The sequence below is a fragment of the Enterococcus sp. AZ048 genome (genome assembly GCF_051715125.1).
Lineage (GTDB): Bacteria > Bacillota > Bacilli > Lactobacillales > Enterococcaceae > Enterococcus_A > Enterococcus_A gilvus.
Genome location: NZ_JBIOTD010000001.1, coordinates 1,321,158 through 1,338,236, shown reverse-complemented (window position 1 = coordinate 1,338,236; position 17,079 = coordinate 1,321,158). Strand labels below are relative to the sequence as shown.

21 protein-coding genes are annotated in these 17,079 nt (G+C 38.3%); 6 read left to right on the top strand and 15 right to left on the bottom strand.

All coding sequences use genetic code 11. From position 1 onward, the window contains the following. The first annotated feature begins 147 nt into the window (after positions 1-147). From IGI66_RS06600 to IGI66_RS06585, 4 genes are all read left to right on the top strand, one after another. A complete protein-coding gene (locus tag IGI66_RS06600) occupies positions 148-858 on the top strand; it encodes an AzlC family ABC transporter permease (protein WP_010780858.1) in 711 nt (236 codons plus the stop codon). Then, positions 851-1,171 carry an AzlD domain-containing protein gene (locus tag IGI66_RS06595; RefSeq protein WP_044926139.1) on the top strand — a complete coding sequence of 107 codons (321 nt, stop codon included), beginning with the start codon at positions 851-853 and terminating at the stop codon, positions 1,169-1,171. The genes IGI66_RS06600 and IGI66_RS06595 overlap by 8 nt, the downstream gene beginning before the upstream one ends. Positions 1,172-1,257: 86 nt before the next feature. Next, a complete protein-coding gene (locus tag IGI66_RS06590; protein WP_010780860.1) occupies positions 1,258-1,479 on the top strand; it encodes a hypothetical protein in 222 nt (73 codons plus the stop codon). A gap of 285 nt (positions 1,480-1,764) precedes the next feature. Then, the gene (locus IGI66_RS06585) at positions 1,765-2,841 is read left to right on the top strand and encodes a PQQ-dependent sugar dehydrogenase (RefSeq protein ID WP_438848157.1); all 1,077 of its coding nucleotides are present in this window, start codon (positions 1,765-1,767) and stop codon (positions 2,839-2,841) included. Positions 2,842-2,924: 83 nt separating this feature from the next. Here IGI66_RS06585 and IGI66_RS06580 read toward each other — a convergent pair whose 3' ends face one another. Further along, positions 2,925-4,199 carry a glycoside hydrolase family 73 protein gene (locus IGI66_RS06580; protein ID WP_438848155.1) on the bottom strand — a complete coding sequence of 425 codons (1,275 nt, stop codon included), beginning with the start codon at positions 4,197-4,199 and terminating at the stop codon, positions 2,925-2,927. Positions 4,200-4,531: 332 nt separating this feature from the next. Between IGI66_RS06580 and IGI66_RS06575 the strand changes: the two genes are divergently transcribed. After that, positions 4,532-4,801, top strand: coding sequence for a hypothetical protein (locus tag IGI66_RS06575; RefSeq protein ID WP_438848154.1), 270 nt, complete (start codon positions 4,532-4,534; stop codon positions 4,799-4,801). A gap of 97 nt (positions 4,802-4,898) precedes the next feature. Next, positions 4,899-5,216, top strand: a complete 318-nt coding sequence (locus IGI66_RS06570; protein WP_010780864.1) for a hypothetical protein — start codon at positions 4,899-4,901, stop codon at positions 5,214-5,216. Between the two features lie 138 nt (positions 5,217-5,354). Here IGI66_RS06570 and IGI66_RS06565 read toward each other — a convergent pair whose 3' ends face one another. From IGI66_RS06565 to IGI66_RS06500, 14 genes are all read right to left on the bottom strand, one after another. Continuing rightward, on the bottom strand, positions 5,355-6,119 hold the full coding sequence (locus IGI66_RS06565) for an ABC transporter permease (RefSeq protein WP_438848151.1): 765 nt from the start codon (positions 6,117-6,119) through the stop codon (positions 5,355-5,357). After that, positions 6,116-7,051, bottom strand: a complete 936-nt coding sequence (locus IGI66_RS06560) for an ATP-binding cassette domain-containing protein (protein WP_438848149.1) — start codon at positions 7,049-7,051, stop codon at positions 6,116-6,118. Before IGI66_RS06560 ends, IGI66_RS06565 begins: the two co-directional genes overlap by 4 nt. Then, positions 7,048-7,260, bottom strand: coding sequence for a PLD nuclease N-terminal domain-containing protein (locus tag IGI66_RS06555; protein WP_010780867.1), 213 nt, complete (start codon positions 7,258-7,260; stop codon positions 7,048-7,050). The genes IGI66_RS06560 and IGI66_RS06555 overlap by 4 nt, the downstream gene beginning before the upstream one ends. Then, complete coding sequence (locus IGI66_RS06550; RefSeq protein ID WP_438848147.1) at positions 7,253-8,377, bottom strand: helix-turn-helix domain-containing protein; 1,125 nt, start codon at positions 8,375-8,377, stop codon at positions 7,253-7,255. Before IGI66_RS06550 ends, IGI66_RS06555 begins: the two co-directional genes overlap by 8 nt. Positions 8,378-8,512: 135 nt before the next feature. Next, complete coding sequence (locus IGI66_RS06545; RefSeq protein WP_438849280.1) at positions 8,513-9,187, bottom strand: TVP38/TMEM64 family protein; 675 nt, start codon at positions 9,185-9,187, stop codon at positions 8,513-8,515. 56 nt (positions 9,188-9,243) lie between these two features. Next, positions 9,244-10,098: a nucleoside hydrolase gene (locus tag IGI66_RS06540; protein WP_438848146.1), complete on the bottom strand. Its 855-nt coding sequence runs from the start codon at positions 10,096-10,098 to the stop codon at positions 9,244-9,246. Then, positions 10,095-10,760: a TIGR04282 family arsenosugar biosynthesis glycosyltransferase gene (locus IGI66_RS06535; RefSeq protein ID WP_438848144.1), complete on the bottom strand. Its 666-nt coding sequence runs from the start codon at positions 10,758-10,760 to the stop codon at positions 10,095-10,097. Before IGI66_RS06535 ends, IGI66_RS06540 begins: the two co-directional genes overlap by 4 nt. Next, positions 10,753-11,748 (bottom strand): phosphotransferase, encoded by a 996-nt coding sequence (locus IGI66_RS06530; protein ID WP_438848143.1) that lies wholly within the window; start codon positions 11,746-11,748, stop codon positions 10,753-10,755. The genes IGI66_RS06535 and IGI66_RS06530 overlap by 8 nt, the downstream gene beginning before the upstream one ends. An 11-nt stretch (positions 11,749-11,759) precedes the next feature. Further along, entirely contained in the window at positions 11,760-12,440 is a 681-nt protein-coding gene (locus IGI66_RS06525; RefSeq protein WP_438848141.1) for a TIGR04283 family arsenosugar biosynthesis glycosyltransferase, read from the bottom strand. Beyond that, positions 12,437-13,432: an ABC transporter ATP-binding protein gene (locus IGI66_RS06520; protein WP_438848139.1), complete on the bottom strand. Its 996-nt coding sequence runs from the start codon at positions 13,430-13,432 to the stop codon at positions 12,437-12,439. The genes IGI66_RS06525 and IGI66_RS06520 overlap by 4 nt, the downstream gene beginning before the upstream one ends. After that, entirely contained in the window at positions 13,416-14,213 is a 798-nt protein-coding gene (locus IGI66_RS06515; protein ID WP_438848137.1) for an ABC transporter permease subunit, read from the bottom strand. The genes IGI66_RS06520 and IGI66_RS06515 overlap by 17 nt, the downstream gene beginning before the upstream one ends. Further along, entirely contained in the window at positions 14,207-15,061 is an 855-nt protein-coding gene (locus IGI66_RS06510; protein WP_438848135.1) for an ABC transporter permease, read from the bottom strand. The genes IGI66_RS06515 and IGI66_RS06510 overlap by 7 nt, the downstream gene beginning before the upstream one ends. Beyond that, positions 15,054-16,292 carry an ABC transporter substrate-binding protein gene (locus tag IGI66_RS06505; RefSeq protein WP_438848133.1) on the bottom strand — a complete coding sequence of 413 codons (1,239 nt, stop codon included), beginning with the start codon at positions 16,290-16,292 and terminating at the stop codon, positions 15,054-15,056. Before IGI66_RS06505 ends, IGI66_RS06510 begins: the two co-directional genes overlap by 8 nt. Positions 16,293-16,301: 9 nt before the next feature. Next, on the bottom strand, positions 16,302-17,057 hold the full coding sequence (locus IGI66_RS06500; RefSeq protein ID WP_438848132.1) for a heterodisulfide reductase-related iron-sulfur binding cluster: 756 nt from the start codon (positions 17,055-17,057) through the stop codon (positions 16,302-16,304). Positions 17,058-17,079: the final 22 nt, after the last annotated feature.

The window sequence follows — 17,079 nt, the reverse complement described above, 5'->3', positions numbered from 1 at the left end:
TTTCTGTGGTAAAATAAATTGAGCATTGATTCACCGCCAACTATTGCTAACGCTCGTTGGACTTATTGCTCTTTTTTTATTTTTTATCCTCTTGTTTTTTTATTAGTTTTGTTCTAATATGATTAAAACCAAATGAGAGGAAAAATTATGGATAATCGTATTGTTCAAAACCCCAGTTTTTTTGATGGTGTTAAAGCTTGTATCCCCACAATTATGGGGTATTTAGGAATTGGTATCGCGATGGGAATCGTCGGAAAATCCGCTCATCTTGCTATTTGGCAGATTTTTTTGATGTCTACTGTCGTTTATGCAGGAAGTGCGCAATTTATTTTATGTGGGTTGCTTTTACTAAGTGCGCCTATTTTATCGATCGTCTTTACTATTTTTCTTGTTAATTTACGGCATTTGCTTATGAGTCTTTCTGTTGCCCACTATTTTAAAGATGATTCACTCATAAATGGTATTGCTATTGGAACATTGTTGACTGATGAGTCCTACGGCGTACTGATGTCCACGCTTGCACAAGAAAAAAAGGTCAATAGTTCGTGGATGCATGGATTGAATCTTACAGCTTACCTTATTTGGATTCTTTCTACCGTTATCGGTGCACTGTTAGGAAATTTTATTCCTGATCCTACTATTTTTGGATTTGATTTTGCATTGACTGCGATGTTTCTTGGATTGTTTTTGTTCCAAGTGCAATTACCCTTAAAAAGGCAAAAAAATAAAACATGGACCATTTTGGCAGTAACAATCATCAGCCTCTTTCTTTTGATGCGTTTTGTTTCTGCTGAGCTTTCTGTTATTTTGTCGACATTACTAGGCTGCTTATCGGGGGTGTTGATACGTGATGAATAATAATTATTACTTACTAACTTTGTTAGGATGTGCATTGGTCACTTGGGTACCACGTGTACTGCCCTTCGTTTTAACAAAAGCGCTCACATTACCGCCAACTTTCCAAAAATTTTTAAGTTATTTACCAATGACGATTTTGACAGCGCTATTGTTTCAAAGTTTACTGAATTTCCAAACAGGTCATTTCCCTACATTGCGTTTTCCAGAAATTTTTGCGTGTATTCCTGCATTGATTGTTGGTATTCGTACAAATGACCTCATGAAAATCGTATTAACAGGTGTTCTTGGAATCGCGCTTTTGCGGTTGCTTTAAATTACACCCGTTATAGAGCTTATTTCTGGTTTTACTAGAATAGCTGATGTAATATATAACAAATAATAGAAAAAGGAGTAATTCTCATGAAAAAGATCGCTGGATATTTCTTTCAAAAGCCCTTGGTGTTGGATGACAAAAAACCTTTCGAAATTCTGCTCCCAACGGATAGTTTGTATGACGGGAGTGACGTAGTTCTAGAGTCGAATCAACAGGTGCTATGTGAAATTGGAAAAAAATATGATTATTCTACTGATAAACTTCATAGTTTTTTTGTTATTTCAGAAATTTCAGACGTTGAAAATTAGGGTACAGAAAACGAGTTTATGGTATGTTAAATTTTGGTGTTCACTAAAACAATAATGTTTATCATGAAAACATTGATGTTCTTTTTTATGATTTCATGGTAACTCTTAAGAGACAAAGTTATAGCTGCTTATGCGGGTAGAATACTTTGTCTTTTTTTTGTGTGCTCAATCCCGTGCATGCTTCTATTTAAAGCATATTTTTTTACTTCCAGTCCAAAATAATGATAGGTTAAAATTAATAACTACGAGCCACTTAAGATTTTAATATTCTAGGAGGAAGAAGGAATGATAAAGAAACTGTTATTTTTAGGAATGCTATTTGTAGCTTTAAGCGGCTGCGGGAACGAAGACTCAGCGACTGTTTCAGAGTTATCTGGCACAAGAGAATCTGATGGACAAGAAGCAGAAGTCATTGCAGAAAATTTAGCTATTCCTTGGTCGATTGAACGTCACAATGAAACTTTTTATATTAGTGAACGAGGAGGAACGATTGCAAAAATCTCTGATGGTGAGGTGGAACGTCAATCCGTTTCTTTGGAACGTCCCCTATCCTCTGCTTCTGAAGCGGGACTTTTGGGTTTTGTGCTCAATCCTGATTTCTCAGAATCACAAAAAGGCATTGCCTATTATACGTATGAAGACAACGGGAATCGACTGAACAGAATTGTAGAATTGACCTTAGCAAATGACGAATGGCAAGAAACAGCCGTTTTATTAGATGGTATTCCTAGCGGGAGTACGCATCACGGCGGAAGAATTAAAATTGGCCCGGATAAAAAGATATACGCGACAACTGGTGATGCCTCTCAGCCCGACTTAGCGCAAGACAGAGATTCTTTAGCTGGAAAAATTCTACGTCTAAACTTCGATGGGTCTATTCCCGACGATAATCCCTTTTCTAATTCCTATGTTTATAGTTATGGCCATCGAAACGCACAAGGATTAACTTGGTCTTCTGATGAGACGATGTATGCAAGCGAGCATGGGGCAAGTGCGAATGATGAGATCAATAGAATCAGAGAAGGCAGGAATTATGGCTGGCCTGACATTGAAGGCTCAGAAGAGCGTGACGGAATGGAGTCCCCGCTTTTCACCTCTGGAAATAGTCAGACCTGGGCTCCTTCAGGAATGGCTTATAAGGATGAAGCACTTTACGTAGCAGGGCTACGCGGTACTGCTATTTTACGTTTTGATTTAGACTCAGAGGAAGAAAAGCAAGTTGTCAATGGATTTGGCCGCATAAGAGATGTTTTCATCGATGGAAATACCCTCTATTTTGTAACAAATAATCGTGATGGTCGCGGGTCTCCAGACAATCAAGACGATCGCCTAGTCAAGGTATCGTTGTCCTCGCTTGATTAACACCACTAGATTGAGCAGGCAGTTTTCTCGCAAAAAAGATCTTGATGAAGGCTCTCATCAAGATCTTTTTTAGTATCATTATTTTATTGTCCGTACCAGCCAATTCCTTCATTGCGCCAGCCGTGTTTAATCAAATTATCTCGCTCGCTTTGAAGCAATGTGTAATGATGCGCGCCTGCTTTTGCATTTGGATTATACAGGCGATACAGTGGCTTGCTGCCACCTGAATACCAGCTTACTCCTTCATAACGCCAACCGACTTTTACTAAATGATTCTTTTCAGAGACAATCGGTGTGTAATGATGGTCTCCTGCATTCGGGTTATAGAGACGGTAAACAGGTGTACCGCTCTTTGGCGCCTGCCAACCGATTCCTTCGTAACGCCATCCTGCTTTTCTAACGTTGTCTCGTTCACCTGTACTGGCCGTATAAAAATGCTCCCCACTGTTTGGATTGTACAAACGATACATTGCATTGGTTTGTACAGGTGCTGGCGTCGAACCGCCACCGTTGTTTCCACCAGAGTCATACTGGGTTAACTTATAGGTCTCAATGACACTATTTAGAGTAGAACCATAATTTGGCGCAGTTGCGTAGCGTCCCGTTAACCAGGCAGTCGCATCTTTGTACGATTTAGTATTACTTTTCCAAGCACCAGAATAATAATAATTGCCTGCTGAGAACGATGTAGTTTTTAAAATAGTTACGTTATCGCCTAAAGACTCCTTGAATGAAGGGTATTTTCTAAATTTGGCGTTGATCTGATACCAGCCATTTTTTTCACTATATTCCCATGTTGGCATGGTTACTGATTGACCGTTGTACATTCCTTTTATACCGAAGAGATTGTGGTTAGGCGATCTGGAAAGGTCGCTTCCTCCCCAGCCACTTTCAACGATTGCTTGCGCGATCATTACAGAAGCATAGAGATTATTTGAATTTGCTAAAGACTTTGCTGAAGGCGCTACTTGGTTTATAAACGCCTGTTGTGTATTTACAGCTGAACGCGCTGCTCGAAAAGCGGGTGGCGCTAAAGTGAAATCTTCGAATCGAATAGGGTGATGAAATTGTAAATTCCCTAATTCATCAAATTCCTGCTCATCCACTGATTCATTTTCTTCACTTGCCTGCGGCTGCTCACTCGAACTGGCTTCGGTTATTTCTGAATCGATTGTTTCGTTCGTTTTTTCTGTTGAAGGTATCTCCGTTGTTTCCTCTGAGACCTTCGATGCTTCAACCATCGATGAACTTTCTGTTTTATTGGTTGAATCCGTCGTTTCTTCTCCGTAGGCCACACCTGTTGATAGGCCTATACTTCCTAATAACATCACACTACATAGTAGTTTTTTATAATCCATGTCATCCCCCTCTAGCAACTATTAAAAAACGGTTACAATTAATATCTTTCTTATTTCCCCTCTATATAAACTAACAAATATTAATCACAAAGTAAAATTTTTTAGTTGGATTCTAACGATTAAAAAACGTGATATTCCCGGCTTTTTTCAAATGTTTCCATTTTTTTTAAAATAAAGAAAGAATTATTAGGGATTAACAACGTGATTATTCTTATGTTCAGTATTTCTCGATGAGAAAGGATTTCCTCATTAATTAAAATTAGTGATTCTCATTTTTTTGTTATTTGTCGAGGGCGCTGATTTTGATATAATGGCCTTCAGGAGGGAAACTTATGGATATTGGCAATGCCGTTTCAGGGATCATTTATTTAATTTTCATTGTGATGACTATCATTTATTTTTATTTATTTAAAAAAGATCGCGTATTGATCCATTTATACTTTTCCCTGATCCCGACTTTTTTATCTATCTACTTACTCATGAACTACCACCATTATCAACCTGTTGAGGGCGCATGGGCGCTTGCTCTTTTGATGCTAGTATCACTTCTGGCTTTTATGCTCTATTGGATGATCTATTCTTTTTTGACTCACAAACACTGACAGGCTGGACGAACATTCACAATAATCCACTATTCTTTTAGTCGTTGTATGCTATAATAAATCTTGTTTATTCCAACCTATTCAAAGGAGCTTTGTTATGGCGCTTTTATTGACATTACTATTCGATCTTCTGATGATCGTCCTATTCTTATTCCGAATGGTTAGAGGAGATCAAATCACGTTTATCGTAAGCATCGTTTTGCAAGGATTGTTATTCATTGATTTGCTTGCGATCGTACTGTTACGTCCCGCGAAACAAGAAATTACAGATACTGTAGGCGTAGAAACAACTCGTCGACAATCTCGCAAGTCTACAAAACCCGCACGTGGCGGTTTCTTAACTAAACTTTCTTGCATTGTTGCTCTGTTGTTATTAGCCTATTATATCTATTCGGTTGTTTACTTATTTATTTAATAATCAGCCCCTCGACTTTTTAATGGTGCAAATGATTTTAAAAAGGTATGCCCTCAGATTGCGGCATACCTTTTTCTTTCTGTTATAAAGCTAAATTTTGCAGATGAGACAAGATACTGAAATAAAGCTGGGGCTTTCTTATAATTTTTTCTTACTTAAAACGAGCGTACTCAACAATAAAAATATCAGAGAAAGTAAAAATGCTAGTACCATTGCGGGTACATACTTCTCAAAAGCTGGACCCTGCTGTAAAAACAGAAGATTTTGCGTCACCAATGAGATTGGATTGTACTTTTTAAGATTGTCAAAGAGACTCAACAATAGGAGTAAAACGACCCCTCCACCCGTCACTAGCAAGCCTTCATAGCTATTACGAGCAATGGTAGAAGAAAAAAGAATCAAACTCATTAGGAAAACTCCAAAAAGCCACACAGGAAAAACAGCCTGAAAAAGATGAGAACTTTTACTATCGTTAAAGTAATAGTTGGTATACTCCCAGGTCACCAGAAAGGCCACAAGAAAGCTAATGCTCCATTGAAATAGCAGATTCACTATTTTTCCACCAATGATCGCCCCTCTTCTGAGTCCCTTCGTAACAAGATTAATCAGCGTTCCTTTGCTCACTTCATTACTGACTGTTCCGCTAAATATCAATGCCACTACAATCAAACCAATTTGATTAACATTCTTAAAAAATTGCGTCCAAGAATCAAGTGAAGTAGGTTCAGGAATTGTCTTAGCCATCGCCTCACCCACTGTCAGTTTAACAATCTCAGGAGTTAGTTTAGCCAATAAGGGATTCATTATCCCAAAAATCAAAAAGATAAGAATTACGATCGCAGAACGATAAGTCCGCCAACTTTCAACAATTTCTTTTTTAGTAAAAAAGTATAAATTTTTCACTTTATCACCTCCAAAAAAATCGTTTCTAACGACGGATCTATTTTCTTGATTTTTTTTGGGAAGACTTGCGCGTCTTCGAATTGTTTAAAAAGCAGCGGTGCGATTTTTTCGTAGGGCTGTATATATTCTAAAAGGTATTGGTTTTTTTGTCGGTTAAAAGAGTAGCCTTTCAATTGCTGTTGAATTTTCAATCGTTCGAGTTTTTCCGTAAAGTCTCGCAACTCTATATTTTGTTTGAATTCAATCTCAATTTGTTTTTTTGCGTATTGCTGCTTCAGTTCTGCTAAAGGCCCACTAAGCACCAACTGCCCTTGGTCCAAGATTCCCACGTGATCGCATATACGTTCGACATCATTCAGGATATGGGTAGAAAATACGATTGTTGTGTGCCCTTTTAATGTTGCTAACATCTCTAAAAAATCATTTCGTCCACTTGGATCCAAGGCTGAAGTAGGCTCGTCGCAAATTAATAGCTCTGGATCATTCAATAAAGCCTGTGCGATTCCTAAACGTTGTTTCATACCACGGGAGTATCCCTTAATTTTCTTTTTATCTTCTTTCAAACCTACCAAGGATAATAACTCGGAAACTTTCGTTAACAACTGTTTTTTTTTCATCCCAGTAAGTTGCCCGCAAAAAGTTAAATACTCTTTACCAGACATATAGTCGTAAAATTCTGGCACGTCAGGTAAGTAACCCGTATAACGATTCGTTTCATTGTCCCCAAAAGTAACCGGAGTTCCTTTAATAAGAATTTCGCCGCTGCTTTTTTCCTCTAAGCCGAGGATCATTCTCATAGTGGTTGTCTTTCCAGCGCCATTTTCTCCTACGAACCCAAAAATTGAACCCTTTGGAACATGGAGATCTAACTTATTTAAGACATATTTTGACCCATACTTTTTTGAGACTTGATGCAGTTCCAAAATATTCATAAATCATCCCCTCTTCCAAATACAAAATAGAAGACTGGACCAATAATCTGAAAAACGATCACGATCAATAACCACACTGCTTTGTTCCCGAATCGATAGTTAGGATGTTTTAGTACATGCCAAACTGCTGTGATCATTAAAAGTAATTCAAGAAGCACGAATGGCAATAGAATCGGTAAATTTTCTCTGAAAAAATCTAAATTATTCATTTTTTGAATGCTCCTTCTTTATGGCACGTAATTCACTATAAATATTCTGCAATTTCTCTTGCTCCTTGAATTGACTAAAGACGGGATTATCGATGATTGCATCAGTCAAACTCTCTTGAACTTTCATAGAATCTCTGGGGAGTTGTGTCCCAATTTCTGATTGATCTAGCCATTCATTGATTTGATCAAAATAGGCATCCCCGTGCAAGACAACAGGGAATTCTGTCTCCTTCATGACCTCGAGAAAAGCCCTTAATAGTTGCAAAGCGGCTTCTTCATTTCCCATTTTCGCATAGCCAAAAACAGCAGATAATTGAAAATTCATCAATGAGACTGGATGCAGCGAGCTGAATCGAAAAATCTTTGCAAATTGACTTCCCCGTGAGACTGTTTCAGTAAATTTTTTAGGGTCATCAGTCAGTAACTGCAAGTAATTCGTGAAAAAGCTCATGAACACTGCTGCATATTGATAAATTCCACTTTGCAACGTTTCAATTGCTTGACCTGACTCCCCCTTTTGTTGCTGAGCAGCCGCGATCAAGCTTTCCACCGGAAACAACATAGGCACACGATCTCCAAGCATGGATAAAACTTTGTCGAATTCTTGTAGTACAAGCGCGGTATAGGCTTCATATTTTAAAGCTTGCGTAATTAATTCAGGATCTTTTGATTGTGTTCGAACATGAATGAATAATTTTTGAGCTTCTTTGGTGTATGTCGGAAGTTTTTCTTCACCTGGCAGCAAGTCTGCATGATTCAATAGAAACATGCCCATCTGTAAGACGAATGGATAGCACGAATAGTACCGTCGTATCAATCTATGAATGAGAAGTAACATCTCATCCGGTTCTTTTGTATTTAATCCTTCCTTTAATGTGGTATATATTCGCTGTATTTCATGATTCTCCAGTTGTGGCTGATAGGCTAAAAGCGAATCTATTGTCATGTCGAAATAGGCAGCTAAGAGCGGTAACAGTGAAATATCTGGATATGTTTGCCCCGTTTCCCACTTTGAAACAGAAGCTTTTGATACCCCTACAAAATTTGCCAATTCTTGCTGCGTTATCTTTTTTTCTTTGCGTTTTTCTGAGATGATCTTTCCTATACTCATTTCCATCCTACTCTCCCCTTTCATACCAATTTTAAAATGAGTACTAAAAGAAAACAATGGAGTTGTTGTTAACTTATACGCTAAAAAATCAACCAATGGGAAACAAAAAGACCAGAGCAGCCGCTCTGGTCTTTAGAATGCCTAATCATTGTTATACTCTGAACTCAGTCGATTCAATTTTTTACTGATTTTCTTTGGTAGATATGCGAGAAGCGCTAAAAGAATTCCTGCGATAGATAATTCTACCAGTAAAGTTCCAGATATTCCTTTTGAAGCAATCTCTGATGCCATAAAAGCATAAATAAAACTAGCAGGCATCATTGTCAAAAAAGAAATTATGCTGAATTTACGAATACTCATTGGTGTCATCGCATAGGCATAGCTTTGAATGGCAAAAGGAAAAACTGGGACTAGTCGGGTAAAAATCAAAAAGGCGATGCCATTTTCTTGAACCCCTTTTTCTATTTTTTGAAAAGTAGGATCTGTTCCAAAGCGTTGCAAAATGTATTCTCTTGCAACATATTTTCCTATAATAAATGAAATGCTTGCACCCAATGAAGCACCAATAATGGTCAAGCATCCTCCTACAAAGCCACCATATGCTAGGCCCCCTACGATTGCTAAGAATTGTCCTGGCAAAAGAAACACTGCTACAAGAACTGACAGTAAGATAAAGAGCACATATCCCCACCAACCAAGGCTTTCCAGATACGCTCTAAGACTTTCAATATCTGTAAGCAAACTCACTAAACCAAATTGATAACCTAGAAAGGTCACAAAAAGAACCAATAAAATAAATAGTATTATTTTTTTCAACGGTGCTCCTTTCCACTCTAGCATTTTGAGAACGCCATTTATCATAAAATACTTGCTTATTTCAATAAGCCTGCAAGCATTCGTTGAATAACTAAATGATTAAATTCCGTTAAGTCGAGAATGCTTTTCGGCATTTTTACTATATAGGAGGATTGTTCAGCTAATGAGATCCTTCCAATTGTAAGATCAGGTTGTGTCGCTGATAAGCAATATTTTTCATGACTAAACAACTCCGGGCATTCTAGATAAACGGCAGTGGTCATGTCCCAGTTACAAAACCCTGAGAAACCAAACGTTTGCTCATTCCAATTGATCCATTTTTCTAATGTCTCGCTTATCCATTCTAAGGCTCCTTGTTCTATCTGACTTTCTGCAGCTTTTATGAATTTACTTAGATCCTTTTTTGAAAAAAAGGCTTGAGCAGTCATGTGCCCATTCATGATAGTGATCTTCGCCCGACTAAGTAGTACCTTCTTCGACGCTGCGGCATCACAAGAAAAATTCAGCTCCGAGACAGGACGTTGATTGACTACTAAAGGCTCCATCGTCCCGCCCATCAAAACAATTTCTTGTACTTTCATAAAAAATTCAGGGTCGATCATGCTAGCCTCCAATATATTTGTCAATGCACCTGTTGCGAGGATGGTCACCTCGTGAGGGTACTTGTTGACCATCTCTACTAAAAAATCTGCTTGATTCTTTGAATGATAGTTAAAATGAATCCCCACTTTTTTTTGAAGTGCTTTCGTCATCTGGACGACCTCTTCAAGCGTTCCATTCCCATAGGTCAGAGTCACTCCAAGAAGATCCATTTCTGCTGCACCCAGTAAATAAAAGAGTGTCAACCCATCATCGACGTCGTGATTTTCTAAGCCAAAGGTATTGTCACAGTCAAAAATTATTTTTCTCAATCCAATACACCTCTATTATTCTCCAACCATTGACAGAAGTAAAAATTTTCATCGTTTAGGTCGTGTTGAATTTCTTTTAAATCATCTGGAAAGTCGATATCTTTGATAGCAGGCAGTAAAGTCACCTCGTAATCTGCTAAATTCTTCAATGTTTCACCTAGCACGTCCTTTTCCCCCCAAGGGATTTTCTTCTCGAAAATACGAGATAACTCGATATGTTTGTTACAACCAACCAAATAATACCCGCCGTCCGGTGACGGACCAAAAGTGATATCCGTCATTTGCTCAAATGCAGATTTGATCGTATTACTATTCAAATTAGGAATGTCGCTACCAGTCAATACAACTTTCTCATACCCTTTAGTAAAAAGAGACGTCATTGCATGGTCCATTCGCTGTCCAATCGTTTTACCTTTTTGCCGGAAAGGATTAAATGCCTTGGGTAAATCTACCAATAGTTTCGAAGGGTCCCCCTCATCTGAATAAGCAAGGAATAGATCTATCCCTTGTTCTTTTAAATCTTCAAACTTCACAAAGCAATCTAAAAGAATAGCGTGCTGCATCTCACAGGCCTCTTCTCCACTAAGTACACTCTGCAGTCGAGTTTTAACTTTATTTGGAACCGGAACGCGAGTAAACAAAACATACGCATTTTTATTCAAACACTTGCTCCTTTAACGCATGACGTAGGAACTGCTCGTCAAGATAGCTGGATACTTTATCAAAAATTTCCTGATTTTTCAGTTTTTTAGTGTCCTTTTGATAACTATCATAAGCCATTGCTGACCAAGAAAGCGCACGGAGCATTAAGTATGGATGGTAAATTTTAAGCGCCTCCTCGAATTGCGTGCGGTTAAAGTCTGTTTCAACCAAATATCGCGTGAAAAATTCTTTCTTCTCCTCTTGCTTCAGGATTAAGTTGCTTCTCCATAAAGTCGTCGTTGATGCTAAGAATTGTGAAATATCTTGAACTGGATGGCTAATCACCGGCTTTTCCCAGTCAATGAGAAAACCCTTTTCGCCAATAATAAAATTGTGGGAGTTTACCTCCGTATTATTGATACACCAATGATCCAAGTCGATGAAAAAGTCTTGTTGGTGAGTATTGTTTTCACACCAATTCAATGCTTTCACTAATTGCTTTTTGGCTGTTAATGGAACAACATCGCTTTTGAGGACTGGTTCCAATAATTTCTGACATTCTGTCACACGCGCGGATAGTATCGTTCCCTTTTCCTCTACAAAGATCTTTTCAGCATCCTCATCAATTGGTTGTTTATGAATATTCCCAAAAATACGTGCAGCTTCTTTTAAATCCTCGCGATAATTTAACGGCTGTCCATTTAAAAACTCCATAATCAGCAATCCTTGCGAAAAAAATTGACAGGTATCATCTACATAAAACACGTTTGGCGTTCTTCCAGATCTTTCAAGCCATTTTAATGCACGGTATTCATAACGAATCTGATTATCTAGTTGCAGTTGACTTCCATAATTCAAGCGAAAGACGTAACTACTTGTTCCATCAGAAATAAGAAAATTCTGATTGTATTCACCTTGTGCTAAAAACGCAACGGTGAATGCTGATTTCAGTTGAAGTTGCTCAACAAGACACGTTTCGTTTAAGTAGTCCTTAATTTTTTCTAACATCGCTGCTCCTTTTATTTGTAGTATCGTTGCGCCAATTTTTCAGGTGACATTCCTAGTAAATAGAGTAATTTTATTTTATGCATTTTTAGATGCGTCCGAATTTTTCCTTTGCGAAATTTCCGACTAGAGGTAGTCAATTTAACAGGCAATGGATAAAAAAGCCCTATTTTTTTTAGGTTTCGACTCAATCGCCAATCCTCCATTAACGCGATTGATTCAAAACCGCCAGCTTTCTCGTAGTTCTGTCTCGTGGTAAACAATCCCTGATCTCCAAAAATGAGTCCGAGATAACGAGCCCGTAAATTAGATGAAAAGGACAGATAGTGATAGAACCGCTCCTTTGAATCAAAAGCAAGTTTAAAAAAACCAGCACTGTATTGTTCATTGTTTAATGCTGCCTTTATTTGTTCTAAAATAGAGTGAGTCGTTTCCAACCTACTGTCACCGTGCAGAAACCATAAAATTTCTCCTCCGCTCTTCTCAGCACCCAATTTTAACTGCGCACCACGGTTCGCTTCTTTTAGTTGATAAACGGTTGCATAGCATTTGGCTACCTCACATGTCTGATCTTGACTGCCCCCGTCAACAACAATGATTTCATAAGAAATAGAACTCCTCAATTGTGTTAACTGTCGTAGCAAATATGAAATATTCTTTTCTTCATTCAATGTTGGAATAATAATTGAGATCATGGCCGCACTACCGTTAACGTTTCAGAAAAAGTTAAATAAACTTCTTCTCCAACCGTGACTTTTTCTGAAAGATTGGTCAATGTGCATTCTGTGTTTCCAATCTCAAGTAAAACTTGTTGACCGTTAGGAGTCCACTCACTCCTTTTAACAAATGCTAGAACCCCGCTGTTTTGAATCGAAGTTTCCATTCCAATCGGAATAAAGAGTAACGATTCTCCTTGTATATTCCTTGGGTTGTGCACTCTTAACTCAACATTTTCAGCTCGGAAAATATCCTTTTGGACTACCCCTCGGATAAGATTGGTTTCTCCAATGACTTCAGCTACAAGACGACCGGCCGGGTGGTAATAAATTTCTTTAGCCTCATCAATTTGATGGATTTCCCCCTTCAATAGAATCACCATACGATCTGCCAGTTGAAAGGCCTCGTCACGATCATGAGTGACTAAAATAATACTAAACTGATACGTTTCTTGCAGTCTTCTTAAATATTCCCGCATAGTTATTTTCAACTGCTGATCTAAGTTGGCAAAGGGCTCATCCAATAACAACAGTTTAGGTTCAAGTACAACCGCCCGCGCCAATGCAACTCGCTGTTTTTGCCCACCTGATAGTTGATCAGGATAATGTTTTTCTAATCCTATCAGGTCAAATACTTCAATGATTTTTTCGACCTTTTCCGCTATTTTATCTTTAGCGAATTTACGTACCTTTAACCCAAAAGAGATATTCTCTACGACTGTCATGTGAGGAAATAGCCAAAAATCTTGAAAAACTAATAACGTTTTATCTTGCGTGAAGTCTTCCGTAAACGCTATTTTTCCTTTTGAAACAGGTTGAATTCCTGCAATCATTTTGAGCAAACTAGTTTTCCCTGACCCTGACGGTCCAAAAAGCGCAACTATTTCCCCAGCCTTCACCTCGAAAGACACGTCACGTATTATTTCCTTTTTTCCGTAATTTAACTGTATATTTTTAACGCTCAGTCCCATACGTGACTCCTCCAATTGCCTTTTTTAAAATAAATACACCTAGCATCGTACATAACAAAAATACTACACTGTACATGGACGCTAATCCAAAACGGCCGTTATTCGCGTAAGGAAGAAGCAATAATGGCAGAGTGATGATTTTTCCTCCGCCAATAAAAAAAGTCGGTAAATATTGGCTAAAAGAAACAATAAATACTAAACTGGCAGCAGTCGTTAAGCCAGGTCTTATTAAGGGCCAGGTGATAGACCAAAAAATCGTCCAAGGTTTAGCACCTAAACTTTCCGCAGTCAATTGATACCCTTCTCCTAATTGACGATAACTCTCCAGCAAAATCTGCATTGCATAAGGCAAACAAAAATATGTATGAATCAAAATGATCCCAAAAAAAGTTCCTGTCAAATGGACTTGTAAAAATAATGTCTGGGTAGACGTGACAATCGCTATGGCGGGTAAAATCAAAGGCAAATAGATCATTACTTCTATCCAGCGCGGAGCCAGTAATTTTTGAAGTGAAAAGTATTTAGCGGCCGGCATAGCGATCAAAAGACTAATAAACGTTGTTGCTATAGCGATGAAGAAGCTATTTACCACAGCTGGAAAGAAGCTAGGATCAAGTCTCATTTGATTAAGAGATTTCAATGCCACCTTCTCTGGAAAAAGTGACGGATACATCCATTGGTCGCTAAATGACCATAAAACTAGGAAAAGCATTGGTAATAATAGAACAAATGCGGTTAAGAGCAATAAATAATAACTAGTTTTTGAAGAGAGCTTTACCATATTTTTCTCCCTCCTGGTAGAAATCGGCTAATCGCCAAGCTAAGAAAACTGACCATCAAACATATTCCCGATATCACAAGATTCAATGCAAACGCCAACGGTCGAGTGGTTAAATCTGCTTGAGTAAACAACTCATAGGTTGTTATTGCGATCGTTTGATTACGAGGGTTCCCTAACAAATACGGGACCTCAAATGAAGCAAAAGTAAAACAAAATAATATTATAAACAAAGTAAATAGTGTTTTTTGAATCATAGGTAAAATTATTGAGAAAAATATTTTTATCGTTGAGGCGCCTAAATGTTTAGCCACCTCTATATACCCTAACTGTAACTGCTGCAAGATTGCCAAAGTCGTCACCGCAACAAAAGGAATTTCCTTGTATAGAAAAACCGCAAGGATGCCGAAACCTCCTGAATCATGAATTAGTAAAGGAAATTGATCCATTCCATTAATCCATCCTACCTGAAAAAAAATACGTGAAACGATTCCTGATTGACTAATTAACTGCATAATCATCAGCGCTACAATTATGTGAGGCAACGAAATAGGTAAGTTAATTATTTTATGTAACCAACAACCTGGAACTTTCATTAGCAGAAAGGCTAACGCCACACCACCTATCAAAGATAAAAAAGTCGCAGTCAGCGCTAAATAGCAGCTGTATAGAAGCGACTTTTGAAAGAAAGGCTCTGCTAATACTTGTTGGTAATTATTTAACGAAAAATCTTTCAAGCCCACTATGGGATAATACCCTAAGCTAATTTGCAGCCCTTTGAAAAGTGCTGCAAAAATTATAACGCTGTTTAATAGAATGAAAGGCAAGGCAAAGAGCGTTTTTCTATTCATGAAGAACGTGCTCTTTCCATAATGTCTCAATTAAAGGGATTTTTTCTGCTTGAACCTCAGGAATTTGCTTTTCTTGCATTTCTTCAAGTGAAAGTACCCCTTGATTTTTATAAAGATCTGACAATTTCTGATTGGTTTCATTTGACAGTTTGGCAGAGTCAAAAGGTGGAATGCTATAGCCATACTCTGCTTCAGCTTTCTTCAATTGCGCGCTCTCACTAGTCATTTCGTTAATTAGTACCAATGCTGCAGGTTTGACTTTTGATGTTTCAGCTATGGCCAAGTAACTCTGGTTTGCGATTGTTCCTTTATCAAATAAGAAGGATTCGGTTGTCGGCTTAAACTCATTCTCTTTCCGCTTTTCTGCGACATGCATCTGAGAATAGCTGTAGCTCATATTGACCTGTCCAGCAGCGAACATCTGATCCAATTCAGCGGTCGTCGTTGGATAGGTTTTTCCTTCTTGCCATAGATAGGGTTTAAGCTGGTTCAAGTAATCCAAACCAGGCTTGATAACTTTATAAAGCGCGTCTTTGTCTGAACTGGCATTTTCCACCTTATCGTAACCGACGATATCACATATAACATTTCTTACAAAGGCGCTGCCTGTAAACTCCGGAGGTGCTGTATAAGTAAGTTTTCCTGGATTTGCCTTGGCATAATCAAGTAATTCTTTTATACTTTTAGGAAACCCTGCTTTGAATTTTTCGCTATCACCTGCAAAAACCAATTGTGCACTCCCATATGGAACCTCGTATCCATCAATTTTGACACCAAAATCATACGTTGAGTTGTGTCCGTCGACATCCATCCATTTTTCAAAGCTTTCAACTTTGTCCGTGATTGGTCCATAAAGAAGCTTTGCTTGTTTTGCTGTATAAAAGTTTTCACCATTGATCCACATTACATCGATGTCGCCTTCTTTGGCTCCTGCTTCTTTCTCAGTGGTCAACTTATTCAAAATCTGGTCAATGTCCATCGGAATACGCTTCACTGTAACGTCGTATTTTTTTTTCATTGCGGGAGTTACAACCTCGTCAACCCAAGCGTTTGCTTTTTCATCGCCACCGAAGCCATAAAAAGTGACAGTTTCTCCTTTAGCCTCAGTTACTGCTTGAGAAAAAGTAGTGATGGATTCTGCTTTTTGTTCTTCTTTCGTTTCATTTGTCTTGCAGCCAGTCAAAGAAAGCAACATCCCTGTTGCTAACAATCCTATTAACCATTTTTTCATACGTCTCTCCTATGCTCGTGTAACTATTTTTTTTGATTGGTACCGATTTTTCCAGGCCTTTACTGGATTGGATAGCGGATGTGATGAGGGCGTATCCTCATTACGGATAACCTCGCCAAAAATCAAATCTAGTAAATGCCATGACTTTCCTCCACCTAAAATCATTGCTGACGTACAGGTGGCACAGTAAGTCACGATGTGTTCTGTTTTGAAATCTTGAACACGTTTCTCTGCAAATTTTTTTGCTAAATTCGGATTAGTGACACCACACATTCCACCCATGCCGCAACATAATGTATCTTCACCCGATAGACGATTTTTTTGGACCTTGTATCCTAGTTGCTCCAGCAAGGTGCGAACCGCTTTATGTATTTCCGTGACTTCTTTAGTCGGGCAAGAATCCTGTATGGAAAAAACAACATCACTAGTTTTCCCTTTGCCAAGTGCTTCTTTTGGCAGGCCTAGCTCAGCCATTTTCACCCATAAAGAGGTCGTAGGAAACTGTTCTTGAATGGTCATCGTTTTAATACACCCTTGACACGCTACGATCAAATTGTCGATCTTTGCTTGTTTGACTTGTTTAGTTAACTCGGCAAAACGCGTTTGAAATAATTCTTCTTTACCAATCATACGCGTCGGTTTCCCGCAACATCCCTGAATAATAGCCAGATCCGGATAGTAGGTCTTTAAATAATCGATGACTAATGCAACTTGATCGGGATTGCTAGAACTCAATGAGCATCCTGCCATGAAACCATGCTTCATAGTATATCTCCTTTTTATGCTC

Bases quoted from the DNA above. Each gene is read 5' to 3' on its own strand.
- IGI66_RS06600 (WP_010780858.1), top strand. From the start codon at position 148: ATGGATAATCGTATTGTTCAAAACCCCAGTTTTTTTGATGGTGTTAAA.
- IGI66_RS06595 (WP_044926139.1), top strand. From the start codon at position 851: ATGAATAATAATTATTACTTACTAACTTTGTTAGGATGTGCATTGGTC.
- IGI66_RS06590 (WP_010780860.1), top strand. From the start codon at position 1,258: ATGAAAAAGATCGCTGGATATTTCTTTCAAAAGCCCTTGGTGTTGGAT.
- IGI66_RS06585 (WP_438848157.1), top strand. From the start codon at position 1,765: ATGATAAAGAAACTGTTATTTTTAGGAATGCTATTTGTAGCTTTAAGC.
- IGI66_RS06580 (WP_438848155.1), bottom strand. From the start codon at position 4,199: ATGGATTATAAAAAACTACTATGTAGTGTGATGTTATTAGGAAGTATA.
- IGI66_RS06575 (WP_438848154.1), top strand. From the start codon at position 4,532: ATGGATATTGGCAATGCCGTTTCAGGGATCATTTATTTAATTTTCATT.
- IGI66_RS06570 (WP_010780864.1), top strand. From the start codon at position 4,899: ATGGCGCTTTTATTGACATTACTATTCGATCTTCTGATGATCGTCCTA.
- IGI66_RS06560 (WP_438848149.1), bottom strand. From the start codon at position 7,051: ATGAATATTTTGGAACTGCATCAAGTCTCAAAAAAGTATGGGTCAAAA.
- IGI66_RS06555 (WP_010780867.1), bottom strand. From the start codon at position 7,260: ATGAATAATTTAGATTTTTTCAGAGAAAATTTACCGATTCTATTGCCA.
- IGI66_RS06550 (WP_438848147.1), bottom strand. From the start codon at position 8,377: ATGGAAATGAGTATAGGAAAGATCATCTCAGAAAAACGCAAAGAAAAA.
- IGI66_RS06530 (WP_438848143.1), bottom strand. From the start codon at position 11,748: ATGTTAGAAAAAATTAAGGACTACTTAAACGAAACGTGTCTTGTTGAG.
- IGI66_RS06525 (WP_438848141.1), bottom strand. From the start codon at position 12,440: ATGATCTCAATTATTATTCCAACATTGAATGAAGAAAAGAATATTTCA.
- IGI66_RS06520 (WP_438848139.1), bottom strand. From the start codon at position 13,432: ATGGGACTGAGCGTTAAAAATATACAGTTAAATTACGGAAAAAAGGAA.
- IGI66_RS06515 (WP_438848137.1), bottom strand. From the start codon at position 14,213: ATGGTAAAGCTCTCTTCAAAAACTAGTTATTATTTATTGCTCTTAACC.
- IGI66_RS06510 (WP_438848135.1), bottom strand. From the start codon at position 15,061: ATGAATAGAAAAACGCTCTTTGCCTTGCCTTTCATTCTATTAAACAGC.
- IGI66_RS06505 (WP_438848133.1), bottom strand. From the start codon at position 16,292: ATGAAAAAATGGTTAATAGGATTGTTAGCAACAGGGATGTTGCTTTCT.
- IGI66_RS06500 (WP_438848132.1), bottom strand. From the start codon at position 17,057: ATGAAGCATGGTTTCATGGCAGGATGCTCATTGAGTTCTAGCAATCCC.